19 protein-coding genes and 1 pseudogene are annotated in these 15,385 nt (G+C 64.7%); 7 read left to right on the forward strand and 13 right to left on the reverse strand.

The window, feature by feature from the left end; genetic code table 11:
• Positions 1 to 3: 3 nt before the first annotated feature.
• The 11 genes and pseudogenes from tatA to VITFI_RS00970 form a co-directional block, all read right to left on the reverse strand.
• Positions 4 to 234 (reverse strand): Sec-independent protein translocase subunit TatA, encoded by a 231-nt coding sequence (tatA, locus tag VITFI_RS00920; RefSeq protein WP_089415396.1) that lies wholly within the window; start codon positions 232 to 234, stop codon positions 4 to 6.
• Positions 235 to 293: 59 nt separating this feature from the next.
• Entirely contained in the window at positions 294 to 641 is a 348-nt protein-coding gene (locus tag VITFI_RS00925; RefSeq protein ID WP_089415397.1) for a histidine triad nucleotide-binding protein, read from the reverse strand.
• A gap of 33 nt (positions 642 to 674) precedes the next feature.
• Positions 675 to 1,019: a phosphoribosyl-ATP diphosphatase gene (locus VITFI_RS00930; protein WP_089415398.1), complete on the reverse strand. Its 345-nt coding sequence runs from the start codon at positions 1,017 to 1,019 to the stop codon at positions 675 to 677.
• 29 nt (positions 1,020 to 1,048) lie between these two features.
• A complete protein-coding gene (gene hisI / locus VITFI_RS00935) occupies positions 1,049 to 1,438 on the reverse strand; it encodes a phosphoribosyl-AMP cyclohydrolase (RefSeq protein WP_089417900.1) in 390 nt (129 codons plus the stop codon).
• Between the two features lie 99 nt (positions 1,439 to 1,537).
• A pseudogene (locus VITFI_RS00940) lies at positions 1,538 to 1,936 on the reverse strand (NUDIX domain-containing protein); the annotation flags it as partial.
• Positions 1,933 to 2,817 carry an ATP-binding protein gene (locus VITFI_RS00945; protein ID WP_089415399.1) on the reverse strand — a complete coding sequence of 295 codons (885 nt, stop codon included), beginning with the start codon at positions 2,815 to 2,817 and terminating at the stop codon, positions 1,933 to 1,935. The pseudogene VITFI_RS00940 and the gene VITFI_RS00945, both read right to left, overlap by 4 nt.
• Before the next feature lie 31 nt (positions 2,818 to 2,848).
• On the reverse strand, positions 2,849 to 3,475 hold the full coding sequence (slmA, locus tag VITFI_RS00950) for a nucleoid occlusion factor SlmA (protein ID WP_089415400.1): 627 nt from the start codon (positions 3,473 to 3,475) through the stop codon (positions 2,849 to 2,851).
• Complete coding sequence (locus tag VITFI_RS00955; RefSeq protein WP_232476645.1) at positions 3,475 to 4,173, reverse strand: pyrimidine 5'-nucleotidase; 699 nt, start codon at positions 4,171 to 4,173, stop codon at positions 3,475 to 3,477. Before VITFI_RS00955 ends, slmA begins: the two co-directional genes overlap by 1 nt.
• Before the next feature lie 5 nt (positions 4,174 to 4,178).
• A complete protein-coding gene (gene argB / locus VITFI_RS00960) occupies positions 4,179 to 5,090 on the reverse strand; it encodes an acetylglutamate kinase (protein WP_089415401.1) in 912 nt (303 codons plus the stop codon).
• Positions 5,091 to 5,221: 131 nt separating this feature from the next.
• The gene (locus VITFI_RS00965) at positions 5,222 to 6,964 is read right to left on the reverse strand and encodes a PQQ-dependent methanol/ethanol family dehydrogenase (protein WP_089415402.1); all 1,743 of its coding nucleotides are present in this window, start codon (positions 6,962 to 6,964) and stop codon (positions 5,222 to 5,224) included.
• 214 nt (positions 6,965 to 7,178) lie between these two features.
• The gene (locus VITFI_RS00970; RefSeq protein ID WP_089415403.1) at positions 7,179 to 7,826 is read right to left on the reverse strand and encodes a response regulator; all 648 of its coding nucleotides are present in this window, start codon (positions 7,824 to 7,826) and stop codon (positions 7,179 to 7,181) included.
• Between the two features lie 187 nt (positions 7,827 to 8,013).
• On the opposite strand from VITFI_RS00970, the gene VITFI_RS00975 reads away from it, so the two are divergent.
• The 3 genes from VITFI_RS00975 to VITFI_RS00985 are packed head-to-tail and all read left to right on the forward strand — an operon-like array spanning position 8,014 to position 10,981.
• The gene (locus VITFI_RS00975; protein ID WP_089415404.1) at positions 8,014 to 9,882 is read left to right on the forward strand and encodes a methanol/ethanol family PQQ-dependent dehydrogenase; all 1,869 of its coding nucleotides are present in this window, start codon (positions 8,014 to 8,016) and stop codon (positions 9,880 to 9,882) included.
• A complete protein-coding gene (locus VITFI_RS00980) occupies positions 9,882 to 10,511 on the forward strand; it encodes a pentapeptide repeat-containing protein (protein ID WP_089415405.1) in 630 nt (209 codons plus the stop codon). Before VITFI_RS00975 ends, VITFI_RS00980 begins: the two co-directional genes overlap by 1 nt.
• A complete protein-coding gene (locus tag VITFI_RS00985) occupies positions 10,511 to 10,981 on the forward strand; it encodes a c-type cytochrome (protein WP_089415406.1) in 471 nt (156 codons plus the stop codon). The genes VITFI_RS00980 and VITFI_RS00985 overlap by 1 nt, the downstream gene beginning before the upstream one ends.
• A gap of 30 nt (positions 10,982 to 11,011) precedes the next feature.
• On the opposite strand, the gene VITFI_RS00990 is transcribed toward VITFI_RS00985, so the two are convergent.
• Positions 11,012 to 12,013, reverse strand: coding sequence for a Bug family tripartite tricarboxylate transporter substrate binding protein (locus VITFI_RS00990; protein ID WP_089415407.1), 1,002 nt, complete (start codon positions 12,011 to 12,013; stop codon positions 11,012 to 11,014).
• Positions 12,014 to 12,097: 84 nt separating this feature from the next.
• On the opposite strand from VITFI_RS00990, the gene VITFI_RS00995 reads away from it, so the two are divergent.
• Genes VITFI_RS00995 through VITFI_RS01010 form a run of 4 tightly spaced genes read left to right on the forward strand, consistent with a single transcriptional unit; the run spans position 12,098 to position 13,990 of the window.
• Complete coding sequence (locus VITFI_RS00995; RefSeq protein WP_157725505.1) at positions 12,098 to 12,421, forward strand: hypothetical protein; 324 nt, start codon at positions 12,098 to 12,100, stop codon at positions 12,419 to 12,421.
• Complete coding sequence (locus tag VITFI_RS01000) at positions 12,418 to 12,843, forward strand: bactofilin family protein (RefSeq protein WP_198301558.1); 426 nt, start codon at positions 12,418 to 12,420, stop codon at positions 12,841 to 12,843. Before VITFI_RS00995 ends, VITFI_RS01000 begins: the two co-directional genes overlap by 4 nt.
• Before the next feature lie 40 nt (positions 12,844 to 12,883).
• Entirely contained in the window at positions 12,884 to 13,570 is a 687-nt protein-coding gene (locus VITFI_RS01005) for a bactofilin family protein (protein WP_089415409.1), read from the forward strand.
• A gap of 3 nt (positions 13,571 to 13,573) precedes the next feature.
• Positions 13,574 to 13,990 (forward strand): bactofilin family protein, encoded by a 417-nt coding sequence (locus VITFI_RS01010; protein WP_089415410.1) that lies wholly within the window; start codon positions 13,574 to 13,576, stop codon positions 13,988 to 13,990.
• Positions 13,991 to 14,013: 23 nt separating this feature from the next.
• Here VITFI_RS01010 and argJ read toward each other — a convergent pair whose 3' ends face one another.
• Positions 14,014 to 15,243: a bifunctional glutamate N-acetyltransferase/amino-acid acetyltransferase ArgJ gene (gene argJ, locus VITFI_RS01015; protein ID WP_089415411.1), complete on the reverse strand. Its 1,230-nt coding sequence runs from the start codon at positions 15,241 to 15,243 to the stop codon at positions 14,014 to 14,016.
• Positions 15,244 to 15,385: the final 142 nt, after the last annotated feature.

The following is a 15,385-nucleotide window of genomic DNA, read 5'->3' on the forward strand; positions in this document are numbered from 1 at the left end:
GGATCAGGACTTGGATTTGACTTTGGCCTCAACGTCCACCGTTTCGGTGTCGTTTTTGGCGGTCACTTGTTGCGGCGCTTCGGGCACGCCTTCGGAGCCGCCCTTGATGCCATCCTTGAAGCCCTTGACGGCGGAACCCAGATCGGAGCCCACGTTCTTGAGCTTCTTGGTGCCGAAGATCAGCACCACCACCACCAACACGATCAGCCAATGCCAGATGCTGAACGAACCCATGTGAACTCTCCAGAAAACGAAGCTGCGGATTTTAGGGGCCGGGCTGTTTCAGCGCCGGGTCAGCCCTTGGCCCACGGACGCGGGCCCCCCATGACGTGCATGTGAACGTGGTAGACCTCTTGCCCGCCATCGCGCCCCGTGTTGATGACTTGGCGGAACCCCCCAGTGACCCCCAGCTCGGCCATCAGTTTGGGGGCGAGCACCATCATCTTGCCCAGCACGGCTTGATCATCCGCGCTGACGTCGACCATGGAAGCGATGTGGCGCTTGGGGATGATGAGCACATGCACGGGCGCCCAGGGCGCGATGTCGTGGAAGGCCAGCAGGTCTTCGTCCTCGTAAACCTTCTTGGCTGGGATGTGGCCGGCAACGATTTTGCAGAAGATGCAGTTCGGATCTGCGCTCATGGGGACTTCCTCGAAAACAAGGGACACGGGGGATCAAACGCCTTGCGCGTCGCGCTGCTGGGCTTTGCGGGCGGCAAACTCTTCCAAACCGGAGAGCCCTTCGCGCCGCGCCAGCTCGGCCAGCACGGCTTCCGGGCGCAGACCAAATTGGGCCAGCGCCACCAGCGAGTGGAACCACAGATCAGCGACTTCGTAAACGATTTTTTGCGCGTCGCCATCTTTGGCGGCCATCACGGTTTCGGTGGCTTCTTCGCCGACTTTCTTCAGAATGGCATCGGTGCCTTTGTGGAACAGGCGTGCGACGTAGCTTTTATCCGGGTCGGCACCCCGGCGTGACTCGATGACATCGGCCAGATGCGCCAGCAGTTCAGACGACATGGGGAACCCTTCTCTCAATCTTCTGCGATTCAACGGTAAATCGTGCCCGGGTCTTTGAGCACCGGATCGACGGCCACCCACTGCCCGCCTTCGAGCCGCTCAAAAAAGCAACTGTGGCGCCCGGTGTGGCAGGCGATGCCGGGTTCGTGGCCCTGCTGGGTGATTTTGAGTAACACCACATCTTGGTCGCAATCCAGCCGGATTTCGTGTACGACTTGGAAGTGCCCCGACTCCTCGCCCTTGTGCCACAGCTTGCGGCGCGAGCGGCTGTAGTACACCGCTTGGCCGACTTTGGCCGTCTTGGCCAGGGCCTCGCGGTTCATCCACGCGAACATCAGCACGTCACCCGTGCTGGCTTCTTGGGCGATGACGGGCACGAGGCCGTCTTTGTCCCATCTGATGTGATCCAACCAATCCATGTCGGGCAGTGTAACGAAGTGCTTTTTGCGCTCCTCGGCCAACCAGCGCAACACCGGCACCGTGCCCGGCAACACCGGCTCGCTGCGCACAGGCAGCGTCTCCCAAGCCATGCGTTGGCCTTCGCGCATTTGGAATTCCCCCGTCCAGGTGAACACCTTGCGGAAGTGCAAGCGCACACGGGCGTGGGGGTAGTCCATCACCAGTTCGTGCCACGCGACGCTGTCGCCGATGGTGATGCCCAGCTCTTCGTGCAGCTCACGCACCAGTGCGTCGTGGACGGTTTCGCCGGCTTCGAGTTTGCCGCCGGGGAACTCCCAGTAACCGGCGTAGACCTTGCCTTCGGGGCGCGAGGTCAACAAAAAGCGGCCTTCTTGGCCGTGCGCGTCACGCTCGATGAGCACGCCCACCGCCACATCCACCGCCGGGCGTTGTGCCGCCACGGTGTCAGCCGACGTGCCCGGCGCCACCAGCACCGCGTTGGAATCCGCGCCGCTCATGTGCCGGCCCCCACGCGATGACGTCCAGCTTGGTCACGGGCAAACTGGTAGGCCACTCGACCGGAACGCGAACCGCGCTCTAAAGCGAAGATCAGCGCCTCCGAACGCGCCGCCTCCACCGCTGCATCGTCCAGCCCGAAATGGCGCAGCCACTGCCCGACGATCGCCAAATACTCGTTCTGGCTGAACGGATAAAAGCTGATCCACAACCCAAAGCGTTCAGAGAGGGAGATTTTTTCCTCGACCACTTCGCCGGGGTGCAACTCGCCGTTGTCATCGTGGCGGGCACCGAGGTTGTCCTTCATGTACTCGGGCAGCAGGTGGCGGCGGTTGCTGGTGGCGTAGATCAGCACGTTGTCCCCCGCCGCCGAGATCGAGCCATCCAAAATCGATTTGAGCGCTTTGTAGCCGGGCTCGCCGTCTTCAAAACTCAAGTCGTCACAAAAGACGATGAAGCGCTCGGGCCGGCTGGCCACCAGCTCCACCAAGTCGGGCAAATCAACCATGTCCGACTTATCGACTTCGATCAGGCGCAAACCCTGCGGTGCAAACTCGTTCAAACAGGCTTTGACGAGCGAGCTTTTGCCCGTGCCGCGTGCGCCCGTGAGCAGCACGTTGTTGGCCGTGGCCCCGGCGACGAACTGGGCGGTGTTGCGCACCAGGCGTTCTTTTTGGGTGTCCACTTCCTGCACGTCGGCCAAGCGGATGGTGGCGACGTGGCGCACCGGCTCCAGCAGCGCCGAACTGCCGCGCTTGCGATAACGGAACGCCACGGATTCCGACCAATCCGGCGCCTGCACCGGCTGGGGCAGCACGGCCTCCAGCCGCGCCAGCACGCGCTCCGCACGCGCCAGCAGGGATTCGAGAGCTTGAGAATTCATGGGGCGCGAGTGTAGGCGCCCGCCGCTGCTTTCAGGTCAGCAGGGCCAGTGCCAGGTCGAGCTGCTCGGTCGGCAGTCGCTTGAAACCGCTGCGGGCGTAACGCTGCAAACGCCCCAACGCAAACGCCACCAGCACCGACGCCCGCCCACTCACCTCCGCTGCGGGCACCGGCTCGCCCGTGCCGTCCGGGCCGATGAGGCGCAGGCTTTGGCGCAATTGGGCTTCGATGCGATCCAGAAACTGCGTCATGCGCTGCATCAGGCGTTCGTCCTCGAACACCAGCGCGTCGCCCACCATGACGCGCACCATGCCCGGGTTTTTCTCGCCAAACTGCAACAGCATCTGCACGATGCGCTGGGTTTGCACCCGGCCATCGGTTTCACGCTCGTTGATGTGGTTGATGAGGCCGAACACGCTGGATTCGATGAACTCAATCAGCCCTTCGAACATCTGCGCTTTGCCGGCAAAGTGGCGGTACAACGCCGCTTCGCTCACGCCCAGGCGGGCGGCCAACGCGGCGGTGGTGATGCGCTCGGCGCCCGGTTGCTCCAACATCGCCGCCAGGGTTTGCAGGATTTGCACCCGGCGCTCCCCCGGCTTGGGCCGCTTGCGCGGGGCGGGCGAGATGCTGTCAGCGGCGGGCGTGGGGTCGGGCATCACAGCAGGCGGAGCAACGGTTGAAGCGAGCGGATTCTGGCACACACATACGCTGGCCGACGGCGTAACACCGCCCCTGCTTCGGGCCCGTGCCCGTGGATGGCGCGGTGCAGCCAACGCTGCATCCACACCGTGCGCAGGCCGATGCGGTGGGCGGCTTTTTGATGCGCCAACGTGTCTTCCACCAGCACGCTGGCGTGGGGCTGGGCGCGCAGTTTCACCAGCACAGCGCGCAACATGCGGGCATCCGGCTTGGGGCGAAGCTGGCCAAACATGGCCATGTGTTCCACCGCGATCACGCCATCGAAACACGCCGCCAAACCCAAAGCCCGCAGCACGCGCTCGGTGTAGGCCAGCGGGGCGTTGGTCAGCACAAACTTGCGGCCCGGCAGGCGGCGCAGCGCGGCCACGTCGTGCGGATGGCTGTGCAAGCGGCGCTCCAGTTCCGGCAGGGCGTGGGTGTGGTGCAAAAAATGCCCGGGCTTGACGCCGTGGTGGCGCACCAACCCGATTAACGTGGCGCCGTAGCGGCGCCAGTAGTGCGCCCGCAAGCGATTGGCTTCGGTGCGATCGACCCCGAGTTCACGCTCGATGTAGGCCGTCATGGCCGCGTCGATGGCGCCGAACGCGAAGGCCGACGCGTTGTGCAGCGTGTTGTCGAGGTCAAACAGCCACACCCGATCCTGGGGGCGCACCACGGCGATCAGCGGGCGCGGATCATGGTGCCGAACGCTTGATCGGTGAGGATCTCCAGCAGCAGCACATGCGGCACACGGCCATCGATGATGTGAACCGCATTCACGCCGCACTTAGCCGCGTCGATGGCGCCGGCGATTTTGGGCAGCATGCCGCCGGAGATGGTGCCGTCGGCCACCAGCTCGTCGATGCGCTGCGAGGTCAGGTCGGTGAGGAGCTGGCCTTGTTTGTCCAGCACGCCGGTGATGTTGGTCAGCAGCAGCAGTTTTTCGGCCTTGAGGATTTCGGCCAACTTGGACGCCACCAAATCAGCGTTGATGTTGTAACTCTCGTTGTGCTCGCCAAAACCGATCGGGCTGATGACGGGGATGAAGGCATCGTCTTGCAGGGCCTTGACCACGCTGGGGTCGATTTTGTCGATCTCGCCGACTTGGCCGATGTCGTGCTCTTTGGCCGGATCGTCCTTGTCCAGCATTTTGAGCTTGCGGGCGCGGATCAAACCGCCATCCCGCCCGGTCAAGCCGACGGCCTTGCCGCCGGCGTGGTTGATCAGGCCCACGATCTCTTGCTGCACTTCACCGGCCAGCACCCATTCGACCACGTCCATGGTTTCCGAATCGGTGACGCGCATGCCTTGGATGAAGTGGCCTTTTTTGCCCACTTTGTTGAGCGCGTTGTCGATCTGCGGGCCACCGCCGTGAACCACGATGGGGTTGATGCCCACCAGCTTGAGCAACACCACATCCTCGGCGAAGGCTTGTTGCAGCGCCGGGTCGGTCATGGCATTGCCGCCGTACTTGATGACCATCGTCTTGCCGTGGTACTTGCGGATGTAGGGCAAGGCGCGGGCAAGGATGTCGGCCTTGTCGCGTGGGGCGATGGCGTCCAGGGCGGGCGATGCGTTGGCAGAGGCGCTCATGGGGGCTGTTTCTCCAGCAAGAAAAAAACGGTCAGGCGATTGTAGGGAGCACAAAAAAGGCCGCGCATCGCTGCGCGGCCTGAAACGCTGACGTCAGTGTCCGACGGCCCATGCGCCGCCGGGGTGGCTCATCACTTCATCAGCTTGAACACCCAAACGGAGCCCCCTTGCTCCAGGTAGTTCACCTTCTTGGCCACGTCCCCGCCCCACAGCGGCACGGCGCCGCCCCAGCCAGAGACCACGGCCACGTACTGCTCACCCTTGTCGTCCCAGGTCACCGGGGGGGCCACGATGCCGGAGCCGGTTTGGAACTTCCAGACGATCTTGCCGGTCTTGGCGTCCGCTGCTTGCAGATAGCCTTCCGGCGTGCCCCAGAACACCAGGTTGCCGCCCGTGGTCAACACACCGCCCCACAGCGGCGCGTTGTTCTTGGCTTCCCAGACGATCTTGCCGGTCTTCGGATCGACCGCACGCAGCGCGCCGATGTGATCCTCGTTGATCGTCTTGATGGTGAAGCCCGCGCCCAGGTACGCTGCACCCTTCTTGTAGGTGATGGGCTCGTTCCAGATCTCCATGCCCCACTCGTTGGCTGGCACATAGAACAGCTTGGTGTCCGGGCTGTAAGCCATCGGCATCTGGTTCTTGCCACCCAGGAAGGACGGCGCGGTGAACACCGACTGGCCCTTCTTGCCATCACCCGACGTGGTCGGATCGCCCGGGCGGCCATTGGGCGTGAAATTCGGGCGCCCGGTCTTCAGGTCGATGCCGGTGGCCCAGGTGATCTTGTTGACGAAGGGGAAGGCGTTTTCCAGCTTGCCGGTCTTGGCGTCCAGCACGTAGAAGAAGCCGTTGCGGTCGGCCTTACCGCCCAGGATCTTGCCGCCGCCGGCGTCGTAGGTCACGAACTCGTTGACGCCGTCAAAGTCCCAGCCGTCGTTCGGGGTGCTTTGGTAGTGCCAGACGATTTTGCCGGTCTTCACGTCGATGGCGACGGTCGAGCAGGAGAACAGGTTGTCGCCCTTGCGCAGGTGGCTGTTCCACGGTGCGGGGTTGCCGGTGCCGAAGTACGCCAGGCCCGTCTTGGGATCGTAGGTGCCGCCCAGCCAAGTGGCTGCGCCGCCGGTCTTCCAGAGGTCACCCGGCCAGGTCTGGTTGGTGGTGCCGGAGATGCCGTTTTCCTTCGAATTGCCGTCCTTGTCGTAGGTGTAGCCCATGTGGCCTTCCACCGTCGGACGCGACCACACCATGGCGCCGGTCTTGGCGTCACGCGCTTCCACGCGGCCCACCACGCCGAACTCCCCCCCCGACACGCCCGTCAACACCAAACCGTTGGCGATGATCGGTGCGGCCGAAGCCGAGTAGCCGGCGGCGTAGTTGTCGATCTTTTCTTTCCAGACCACATCACCCGTGTCTTGGTTCAGGGCGACGATCTGGGCATCCAGGGTCATGAAGATGACCAAGTTGTCATACAGCGCAGCGCCCCGGTTGATCACGTCGCAGCAGGGCATGATGCCTTCGGGCAGGCGGTGCTCGTACTTCCAGAGCTTTTTGCCGGTCTTGGTGTCCAGCGCGAAGATGCGCGAGTAGGACGCCGTGACGAACATCTTGCCGTTGTGGATCACCGGCTGGGCCTCTTGGCCACGCTGCTTTTCACCGCCGAAGGAGAACGACCACACCGGCGTCAGCTTGCCAATCGAGCCAGGGTTGATTTGTTTGAGCGGCGAGTAACGCTGGCCCTCGGTGCCCACCCCCCAAGACAACACGTCCCCCGTGGACTTGGCATCGTTTTGAATCATCTGGTCGGTCACGACCGCGTGGGCGGCGGCCGAGGCCAGGCCCAGGGTCACCATCAGGCTGAGCAGTTTCACGCGCATGGGTTGTCTCCTTCTTCCGAGAGGCACTGTTGTTGCACCGGCGAACACTGCCGGGGCTTCGGGAGCTTTTCCCGGCAACAAGCGTGCCATCGGGACTCACCCGGCGACCCTTGGGTTGCGCTGCCTCCAATGTTGAGAGAAACCCTGACAGGCCACGGGGAAACCCGGGGCGCGCTGCTCCACGCTCGCACACCGAGGCGGAGCACGGGGTGTGTCACATCCCGGGCGCGTCGGCCAGGGCCACCAAGCCGTGCCGGGCGGCCAAACGCAGCAATTGCAAGTCGTTGGACACCTCCAGCTTGGCCCGTACCAAGGACAGGTGGTTGCTCACGGTTTTGGCACTCAGGTGCAGGAGCTGCGCCACCTGAACCGGATCGTGGCCCTGTACCGCCAGCCGCAAAATTTCAAATTCACGCGGGGTGAGGCGGGCCAGCAGGTGTTCGCCTTCGATGTGTTCCTGCGCCAGCGCCTGCGCCACGTCCGAAGACAGCACCCGCTCGCCATCGGCGGTGCGGCGGATGCCCTGCACCATTTCTTCCGGGTGACAGCACTTGCTCAGATAACTTTGCGCCCCCGCGCGCAGAGCCTGGGTGACGTGGCTGGGATCGTCGTACATCGAAAACACCATCAACCGCAACAAGGGTTGGCGCAGTTTCATGCGCCGGATCGCCTCCAACCCGCTGCTGCCGCCCAAATTCAGATCGACCACCCCGACATCGGGTTCGTGCTGGGCCGCCAACTGGCAGGCTTGCTGCGCGTCTTCGGCCTCGGCGCACACCTGCATGTCGGGTTCGGCCTCGATCAGGCGGCGATAGCCCTGGCGCACCACGGCGTGATCGTCCACCAACAGCACATGAATCATGGAAATCCCTCGGTTTCGTTCGGACACCGTCGCAGACGTGTGGCCCGACCGCCAACCGAGGCAAAACCCAGGCCCACAGAAGCGGGAATCGCTCCCGATATGACCGGGTGAAGCTCCCAGGACAGGCCCGCCCGGGGTTTCCAGAATGCCGCTGCACAAACACTTCACTGGACACCGGAGACAACCCATGACCCTTGCCTTCCCCCTGCGGGCGCTGACTTGCGCCGCTGTGGCCTTGTTGGCCAGCAGCCCCAGCCTGGCCATCGGCGACAAGCCCGTGAGCTGGAACGACCTGGCCCGCGACGACCAAACCACCGCCGACGTGCTCAGCTACGGTCTGGGCCTGAAAGCGCAGCGCCACAGCCCCGCCAAGAAGATCAACGCCCGCAACGTCGCCAACCTGGTGCCAGCGTGGAGTTTCTCGTTCGGTGGCGAAAAACAGCGCGGCCAAGAAGCCCAGGCGCTGGTGCATGACGGGGTGATCTACGTCACCAGCTCCTACTCGCGTTTTCACGCACTGGATGCCAAGACGGGCAAGCAGCTCTGGGCCTACGAACACCGCCTGCCCGACGACATCCGCCCGTGCTGCGACGTGGTCAACCGAGGCCCAGCGATCTACGGGGACAAGGTCTACTTCGGTACGCTGGACGCCCGCATCATTGCCCTGGACAAAAAGACCGGCAAAGTGGTGTGGAACGAGAAGTTCGCCGACCACAAAGTGGGCTACACCATGACAGGTGCGCCTTTCGTGGTGCGCGATCAAAAAAGCGGCCGGGTGCTGCTGGTTCACGGCTCGTCGGGGGATGAATTCGGCGTGGTGGGTTACCTCTACGCCCGCGATCCGGACACGGGTGAAGAAGTCTGGGCCCGTCCGCTGGTGGAAGGCCACATGGGGCGTCTGAACGGCAAAGAAAGCACCCCCACGGGCGACCCGAAAGCCCCAAGCTGGCCGCGTGGCAAAGACGGCCAGTTGACCGAAGCGTGGCACCACGGCGGCGGCGCCCCGTGGCAAACCGCCAGCTTCGATGCGGACAACAACACCATCGTCATCGGCGCGGGCAATCCGGCACCGTGGAACACCTGGAAGCGCACCCAAGAAGGCGACGATCCACGCCACTGGGACAGCCTCTTCACCTCCGGCCAAGCCTATGTGGACGCCAGCACGGGTGAGCTGAAAGGCTTCTTCCAACACACCCCCAACGATGCGTGGGACTTCTCGGGCAACAACTCCATCGTGTTGTTCGAATACAAAGATCCGAAAACTGGCAAGCTGGTGAAGGCCGGCGCGCACGCGGATCGCAACGGTTTCTTCTTCGTCACCGACCGGGACAAACTCGCCACCGGCGCGGGCTACCCGAACAAGCCGACCTCGCTCATCAACGCCTGGCCGTTTGTGGACGGCATCACCTGGGCCAGCGGCTTCGACCTGAAAACTGGCCGCCCCATCGAAAAGGGCAATCGCCCGCCGCTGCCGGAAGCCGGGGCCGACAAAGGCAAGGCGGTGTTCGTCTCGCCGCCGTTCCTGGGGGGCACGAACTGGATGCCCATGTCCTACTCGCCGGACACGGGGTTGTTCTACATCCCGGGCAACCACTGGGCGATGGACTACTGGACGGAAAACGTCACCTACAAGGCCGGCTCGGCCTACCTGGGCCAAGGTTTCCGCATCAAGCGACTCTATGACGACCATGTGGGCACGCTGCGCGCCATCGACCCCAAGAGCGGCAAGATCGTCTGGGAACACAAGGAAAAATTCCCGCTGTGGGCCGGCACCCTCACCACCGCAGGGGGTTTGCTCATCACCGGCACGTCGGATGGTTTTGTGAAGGCGCTGGACGCCAAAACCGGCGAAGAGCTGTGGAAGTTCCAAACCGGCTCCGGCGTGGTGAGTGTGCCCATCACCTGGGAGCAAGACGGTGAGCAATACCTCGGCATCTCCAGCGGCTACGGTGGCGCCGTGCCGTTGTGGGGCGGCGACATGGCCGAACTCACCAAACAAGTGACCCAAGGCGGCAGCTACTGGGTGTTCAAGCTGCCCAAGGTGGCAGCCCGCTGATGGCCACGCCCGCCCGGCCGCTGCACGCGCGCTGGGCTGGCGTCGGGTCGGCGCTCGCCCTGGCCTGTGGGCTGGGGAGTGCCTGGCCCGCGCTGGCTCAAACCGCTGCGCTGCCCGCCACGTCTGACGAGGTGACGATCGTCAACGGCTGTCCGTTGTGGCCTTACGCCCAGTGTCCGGGGGCGGATTTGCGCCACGCCGATCTGTCCGCCAAGGATTTGCGCGGCGTGAACTTCCGGGGCGCCCAACTGGCTCGCGCCGATTTGCGCCATGCCAACCTGGCCGGCGCCGTGCTCGACGACGCCGACCTGACCGCCGTGCGGGCGTATGCCCTCAATGCGCCGGGGGTGTCGCTGCGCCGCGCCACCTTGGTGGGGGCGAATCTGGAGATGGCGCGCCTGTTCCGTGCCGACCTGCGCGACGCCAACCTCAGCGCCGCCAGCTTGGAAGCCGCCCGGCTCAACCTGGTGAATTTCAGTGGCGCGCGCCTCACCAACGCCAACTTGCAGGAGAGTAAATTCGTGGGCAGCCAACTTCAAAACGCCGATTTGCGGGGCGCTTGGTTGCGCTTCACCATTTTTCCGGATGCCAACCTCACGGGTTGCACCGGCTGCCCGGAGGGCTGGTGATGTCGGCCCGTCACGGACGCACACTGGTGAGCTTGCTGCTGGCCGTCGGCGCACTGGGGCTGGCGCATGGTCAGGAATGGTCAGCGCCCAACCCCTACCGCACGGCCCCGGAAGCGCAACGTGCCGCGATGTTGACCCAAGGGCAGACGGCCTACGCGCAACACTGCGCCCGCTGCCACGGCGCCGCAGCCCGTCAACCCAGCGCCGAAGCGCCGGATTTGCGTCGCTTGAACAGCTTTTGCCTCAAGCTCCAAGACGGACGCCTGGCCCAACGCTGCCAGCAAGACGTGGACGCCTACTACAGCCAGTCGGTGCAAGAGGGCAAAGTGCGCGCCGGGGTGATTCACATGCCCGCTTGGCGTGACACCTTGGCGCCGGCCACGGCTTGGGCGATTCAACTGTTTGTTGAAGCGCAACCCAAACCCCAGCCGCGCATCAGCACCAGCGTGGATGCCGCCCAAGGTCACTGAGACGTGCAGATCCGCAACGCGCTTCCGGGCTCAATCCACCGTGGCGCCGCTGATCTTCACCAAGCGCCCCCATTTCTCCGCCTCGGCTTTGACGAAAGCGGCGAAGTTCACGGGCGTATCGCCCACGTACTCGGAGCCGGTATCGGCCAGGGTGCGCTGGAACTCGGGCGTTTTCATCACCTTGAGCGCTTCGGCGTTGAGCTGCTGCACCACCGCCGCCGGCGTGCCCGCTTTCACAAACAAGCCATACCAAGCGTAAGACTCGATGCCCGGCAGCCCGGCTTCGGCCAGCGTCGGCACGTTGGGCAGCAGCGGGGTGCGTTTGGCGCCGGTCACGGCAATCGCCTTGAGCTTGCCGGATTTGATGTGCTGGCCGATGGAGGCCAAGCTGTCGAACATCATCGGCACATGGCCGGCCATCAAATCGGTGAGCGCCGGGGCCGAGCCTTTGTAGGGCACATGGGTCATCTGCACCTGGAGCGCGTCGGCGAACAGCTCGCCGGTGAGGTGCTGCGGCGTGCCGTTGCCCGCCGACGCAAAAATCGACTCTGCCGGCTTGGCCTTGATCTGCGCCATCACGGCTTTCAAATCATTCAGCGGTGAGTTCGGTGGCACCGCCAGCACCAGTGGCACCCGCAACACGTTGGTCACGGGGATCAAGTCTTTGGCCGGATCGAACGGCATCTTTTTGTACAGACTCGGGTTGATCGCCACCGGTGCGCTGGAGGTCACCAGCAGCGTGTGGCCATCGGCGGGGGCTTGCAGCATCGCCGCCGTGCCGATGTTGCCGCCGCTGCCGCCTTTGTTGTCGATGACGAAGGGCTTGCCCAGTGCGTCTTGCAAGCCCTTGGCCAGCGGACGGGCGGCGATGTCCGACGGCCCACCCGCCGGCCACGGCACCACCACCGTGACGGGTTTGGCCGGCCAACTCTGCGCCCAGGCCGGCGCCAGCGCCGCTGCCCACAACCCGCCCGCTGCGCCCAGCCAACGCAACCCTTGGCGCCGGTTGATGGGTTTGATGCCTTGATCCATCGCTTGTCTCCTCGTTGAAAAGTCACCGCTTTGGCCAGTCTGCCGCAAGCGGGGGTGGCGTGGGCGTTCCGCCATAATCGCCCCATGCCCACCGACCCCTCCCTGAATCGCTATTTCACCGAACAGGTGGTTGGCCGGCCCTTCGCTGTGAGCCTGGGGTCGAGCCCGAAATCCCCCCTGAAATTGCGCCATGGCGTGCTGGTCGATTGGGCCAGCAACCGCATGCGCCTGACCCGCAAAGCCGCCCGCACCCTCACCGCCCGCGACACCGGTGCCTTGCTCGCTGGCGAGCCCGTGCCCATCGGCACCCTGCGGCGCCTGCGCTGGGGTTTGGTGGCCGGAGCGTGGCTGCTGTGGTCGGTCGGGTTGGTGGCCGCGTGCGTCTATCTGCTGGAGTGGAACGCTTGAGCAAGTCCCAAGACACTTTGATCATCGATCCGGTGCGCATGCACATCGTCAACCGGATCGCCGAGGGTTCCACGTTGCGGGGCGAACATCGCTACAGCGGCGGGTTGCTGCTGCAAGGCGCGCTGCATGGCGGTGGTGAAATCGGTGGCCGCCTGGTGGTGTGGCACGACGCCACCCTCGAAGGAGAATTCCGCGTGCTGGGCGATTTGTATGTGTTTGGCCGCATCGGCGCCAAAACCAGCGACCAAACCGCCGATCCCAGCACCCGCATCGAATGCCACGGCACGGTTTATCTGGCGTCCACGGCGGTGTGTACCGGCGAGATCACCGCCACCCGATTGCACATGTACGACGGGGCCAGCCTGCAAGGCCCGTTCTCGTCTCTCAAGGCCGAACGCATCCTGCCCGTGCTGAACGACTGATTGCGCGCCCCGGCCGCCCCCAGCCCTCCCGCGAGCCCTCATGAACGATCACCCTTCTCCCGATTCGCTCCCCGAGTTGCGGCCTTTGCCGGCTGAGTTGTCGCTGGCGATGGATCCCGGTGTGGGCCTGCCCCTGCCCCCCGTGGAGCTGATGCCGCTGCCTCTGCCGGTCGAAGCCGCCAACGCGCCCGACGCCGCCCCAGCGCCCTCCACCACCGAAGCCCACGCGCCGGAAGCGGACACACCGCCCCCGCTCGATCCCGCGCTGCCGCCGCCCGAAGCCCATGTGCCGCTGGGCCTGCACCTGCCGGACACCCAGCGCGTGCCCACCCTCACCTACTTGCGCCCCAATGCGGCCCCGCCGGGCCACTCGACGCTGGCGTCGGGCATGAGTTTCGTTGGGCGCATCCAGCTCACGGGTTCGCTGACAGTGGGCGGGGCCATCGAAGGGCCGGTCATCGCCATGACCGAGCGCGGGGGCAACAGCCACGTCATCGTGGCCGAAACAGGCGTGGTGCGCGGGGACATCATCGCCCGCAACATCACCGTTCAAGGCCGCACCAGCGGGTTGCTGGACGCACCCGGCGGGCGCGTCACCTTGCACGACGGTTCGGTGGTCGAAGGGCGGGTGCGTTACACCACCTTGCAGGTCAACGGCGCCGACCTGAACGCCCAACTCGAACGCGTGCGCCCCGAAAGTGACCCCACTTCTGTTCATCGCGGTTGACCCATGCCAGCTTCCGACACTCTGACCCCTTCGCGTCTGGTGCCTGCCGAACGGCTGGACGCCATCAACAGCCGCATCGCGGAAGACGCGGTGTTTGACGGTTCCTTGTCCACCACCGAGCCCGACTTGGGGCTGCGCATCGACGGCACACTGCACGGCCCGGTGTATTTGGGCATGGGCGGCACGATCCACATCGGCCCCAAAGGCGTGGTGCTGGACACGGTGATCGAGGCCGACCACATCCTCATCGAAGGCCAGGTGCGCGGCACCGTGCTGGCCCGCCAAACCCTGGAGCTGACGGGCACGGCCTCGCTATTGGGCGATGTCGTTTACGGCACGCTGTTGGATGTGCATGCCGGGGCCAAACTGCGCGGGCGCATCGAATACCGCCCGCTGGTGGATGAGCCCGAAGGCGCTTGAACGGGCGCCCTGTCAGCCGCCGATCAACTGCGGTAATCGGCGTTGATGCTGACGTAATCGTGTGAGAGATCACACGTCCACACCGTGGCGCGGGCCGCACCTCGGCCCAAGTTCACGCGCACGCTGATTTCGGCCTGCTTCATCACCCGTTGGCCGTCCTCCTCGCGGTAAGACGGGTTGCGGCCGCCTTGCGTCACCACATGGACATCGTCCAAGTGCATCTCGATCAAGGTTTGATCCAGATCGTCGATGCCGGCGTAGCCCACCGCCGCCAGGATGCGGCCCAGGTTGGGGTCGGACGCGAAAAAGGCCGTCTTCACCAGGGGTGAATGCGCGATGGCGTAGGCCGCTTGGCAGCATTCGTCCTCGGTGCGCCCGCCTTCGATGGTGATGCTGATGAACTTGGTGGCGCCCTCGCCATCCCGCACGATGGCTTGCGCCAGTTCACGCGCCACCGCCACGATGGCCTCTTGCAGCGCGGCGCCTTCGGCGCTGTCCAGCGCGGTGATGGGGGCGTTGCCGGCTTGGTGGGTGGCGATCAGCACGAAGCTGTCGTTCGTCGAAGTGTCCCCATCGATGGTGATGCGGTTGAACGACGCATCGGCGGCTCGCTTCACCAACGGCTGCACCAGCTCCGGCGCGATGGCCGCATCGGTAGCAACAAACCCCAGCATGGTGGCCATGTTCGGGCGAATCATGCCGGCGCCCTTGGAGATGCCCGTCACCGTCACCGTTTGGCCGCCGATCGTCACTTGGCGCGAGGCGGCTTTGGGCAGGGTGTCCGTGGTCATGATGCCTTCGGCGGCCTTGGCCCAATGGGCGGGGGCCAAGTCGGCCAGCGCTGCTGGCAAGCCGGCTTCGATGCGCTCCACCGGCAGGGTTTCCATGATCACGCCCGTGGAAAACGGCAAGATCTGTGCAGCGCTCAGGCCCATCTGCGCGGCCAGCGCATCGCAGGTGCGGCGGGCGCGGGCCAGGCCGTCGGCGCCGGTGCCCGCGTTGGCGTTGCCGGTGTTGACGACGATGGCGCGCATCGCCGAGCTGGCCGCCAGGTGTTCGCGGCACACCTGCACGGGGGCGGCGCAATACCGGTTTTTGGTGAACACGCCGGCCACGGTCGAGCCTTCGACCAAGGACATCACCACCAAATCCTTGCGGTTGGCCTTGCGCACGCCCGCTTCGGCGACACCAAGGGTCACACCGGCCACGGGGAACAGGCTGTCAGGGTTCGGGGCTTGCAAGTTAACGGGCATGGCAGTGAATGCTCCTGTGAACAGAGGAAGAACGGCCTTGCATTGTCTCCCAGGGTTGCCCCCAGGCTGGCATGGCTCGCTGGCTACAATCAGCCGCAACCCGCCCAGGGGCTTTTGCCCATCTGGTTCAAAGATAACCCAT

Origin of the sequence: Vitreoscilla filiformis, from assembly GCF_002222655.1 — a bacterium.
Classification (GTDB): domain Bacteria; phylum Pseudomonadota; class Gammaproteobacteria; order Burkholderiales; family Burkholderiaceae_C; genus Ideonella; species Ideonella filiformis.

Bases quoted from the DNA above. Each gene is read 5' to 3' on its own strand.
- VITFI_RS00995 (WP_157725505.1), top strand. From the start codon at position 12,098: ATGCCCACCGACCCCTCCCTGAATCGCTATTTCACCGAACAGGTGGTT.
- VITFI_RS00970 (WP_089415403.1), bottom strand. From the start codon at position 7,826: ATGATTCATGTGCTGTTGGTGGACGATCACGCCGTGGTGCGCCAGGGC.
- argB (WP_089415401.1), bottom strand. From the start codon at position 5,090: ATGAGCGCCTCTGCCAACGCATCGCCCGCCCTGGACGCCATCGCCCCA.
- VITFI_RS01005 (WP_089415409.1), top strand. From the start codon at position 12,884: ATGAACGATCACCCTTCTCCCGATTCGCTCCCCGAGTTGCGGCCTTTG.
- VITFI_RS00965 (WP_089415402.1), bottom strand. From the start codon at position 6,964: ATGCGCGTGAAACTGCTCAGCCTGATGGTGACCCTGGGCCTGGCCTCG.
- VITFI_RS00975 (WP_089415404.1), top strand. From the start codon at position 8,014: ATGACCCTTGCCTTCCCCCTGCGGGCGCTGACTTGCGCCGCTGTGGCC.
- slmA (WP_089415400.1), bottom strand. From the start codon at position 3,475: ATGCCCGACCCCACGCCCGCCGCTGACAGCATCTCGCCCGCCCCGCGC.
- VITFI_RS00980 (WP_089415405.1), top strand. From the start codon at position 9,882: ATGGCCACGCCCGCCCGGCCGCTGCACGCGCGCTGGGCTGGCGTCGGG.
- VITFI_RS00925 (WP_089415397.1), bottom strand. From the start codon at position 641: ATGAGCGCAGATCCGAACTGCATCTTCTGCAAAATCGTTGCCGGCCAC.
- VITFI_RS00985 (WP_089415406.1), top strand. From the start codon at position 10,511: ATGTCGGCCCGTCACGGACGCACACTGGTGAGCTTGCTGCTGGCCGTC.
- hisI (WP_089417900.1), bottom strand. From the start codon at position 1,438: ATGGATTGGTTGGATCACATCAGATGGGACAAAGACGGCCTCGTGCCC.
- VITFI_RS00945 (WP_089415399.1), bottom strand. From the start codon at position 2,817: ATGAATTCTCAAGCTCTCGAATCCCTGCTGGCGCGTGCGGAGCGCGTG.
- VITFI_RS00990 (WP_089415407.1), bottom strand. From the start codon at position 12,013: ATGGATCAAGGCATCAAACCCATCAACCGGCGCCAAGGGTTGCGTTGG.
- argJ (WP_089415411.1), bottom strand. From the start codon at position 15,243: ATGCCCGTTAACTTGCAAGCCCCGAACCCTGACAGCCTGTTCCCCGTG.
- VITFI_RS01010 (WP_089415410.1), top strand. From the start codon at position 13,574: ATGCCAGCTTCCGACACTCTGACCCCTTCGCGTCTGGTGCCTGCCGAA.
- VITFI_RS00930 (WP_089415398.1), bottom strand. From the start codon at position 1,019: ATGTCGTCTGAACTGCTGGCGCATCTGGCCGATGTCATCGAGTCACGC.
- tatA (WP_089415396.1), bottom strand. From the start codon at position 234: ATGGGTTCGTTCAGCATCTGGCATTGGCTGATCGTGTTGGTGGTGGTG.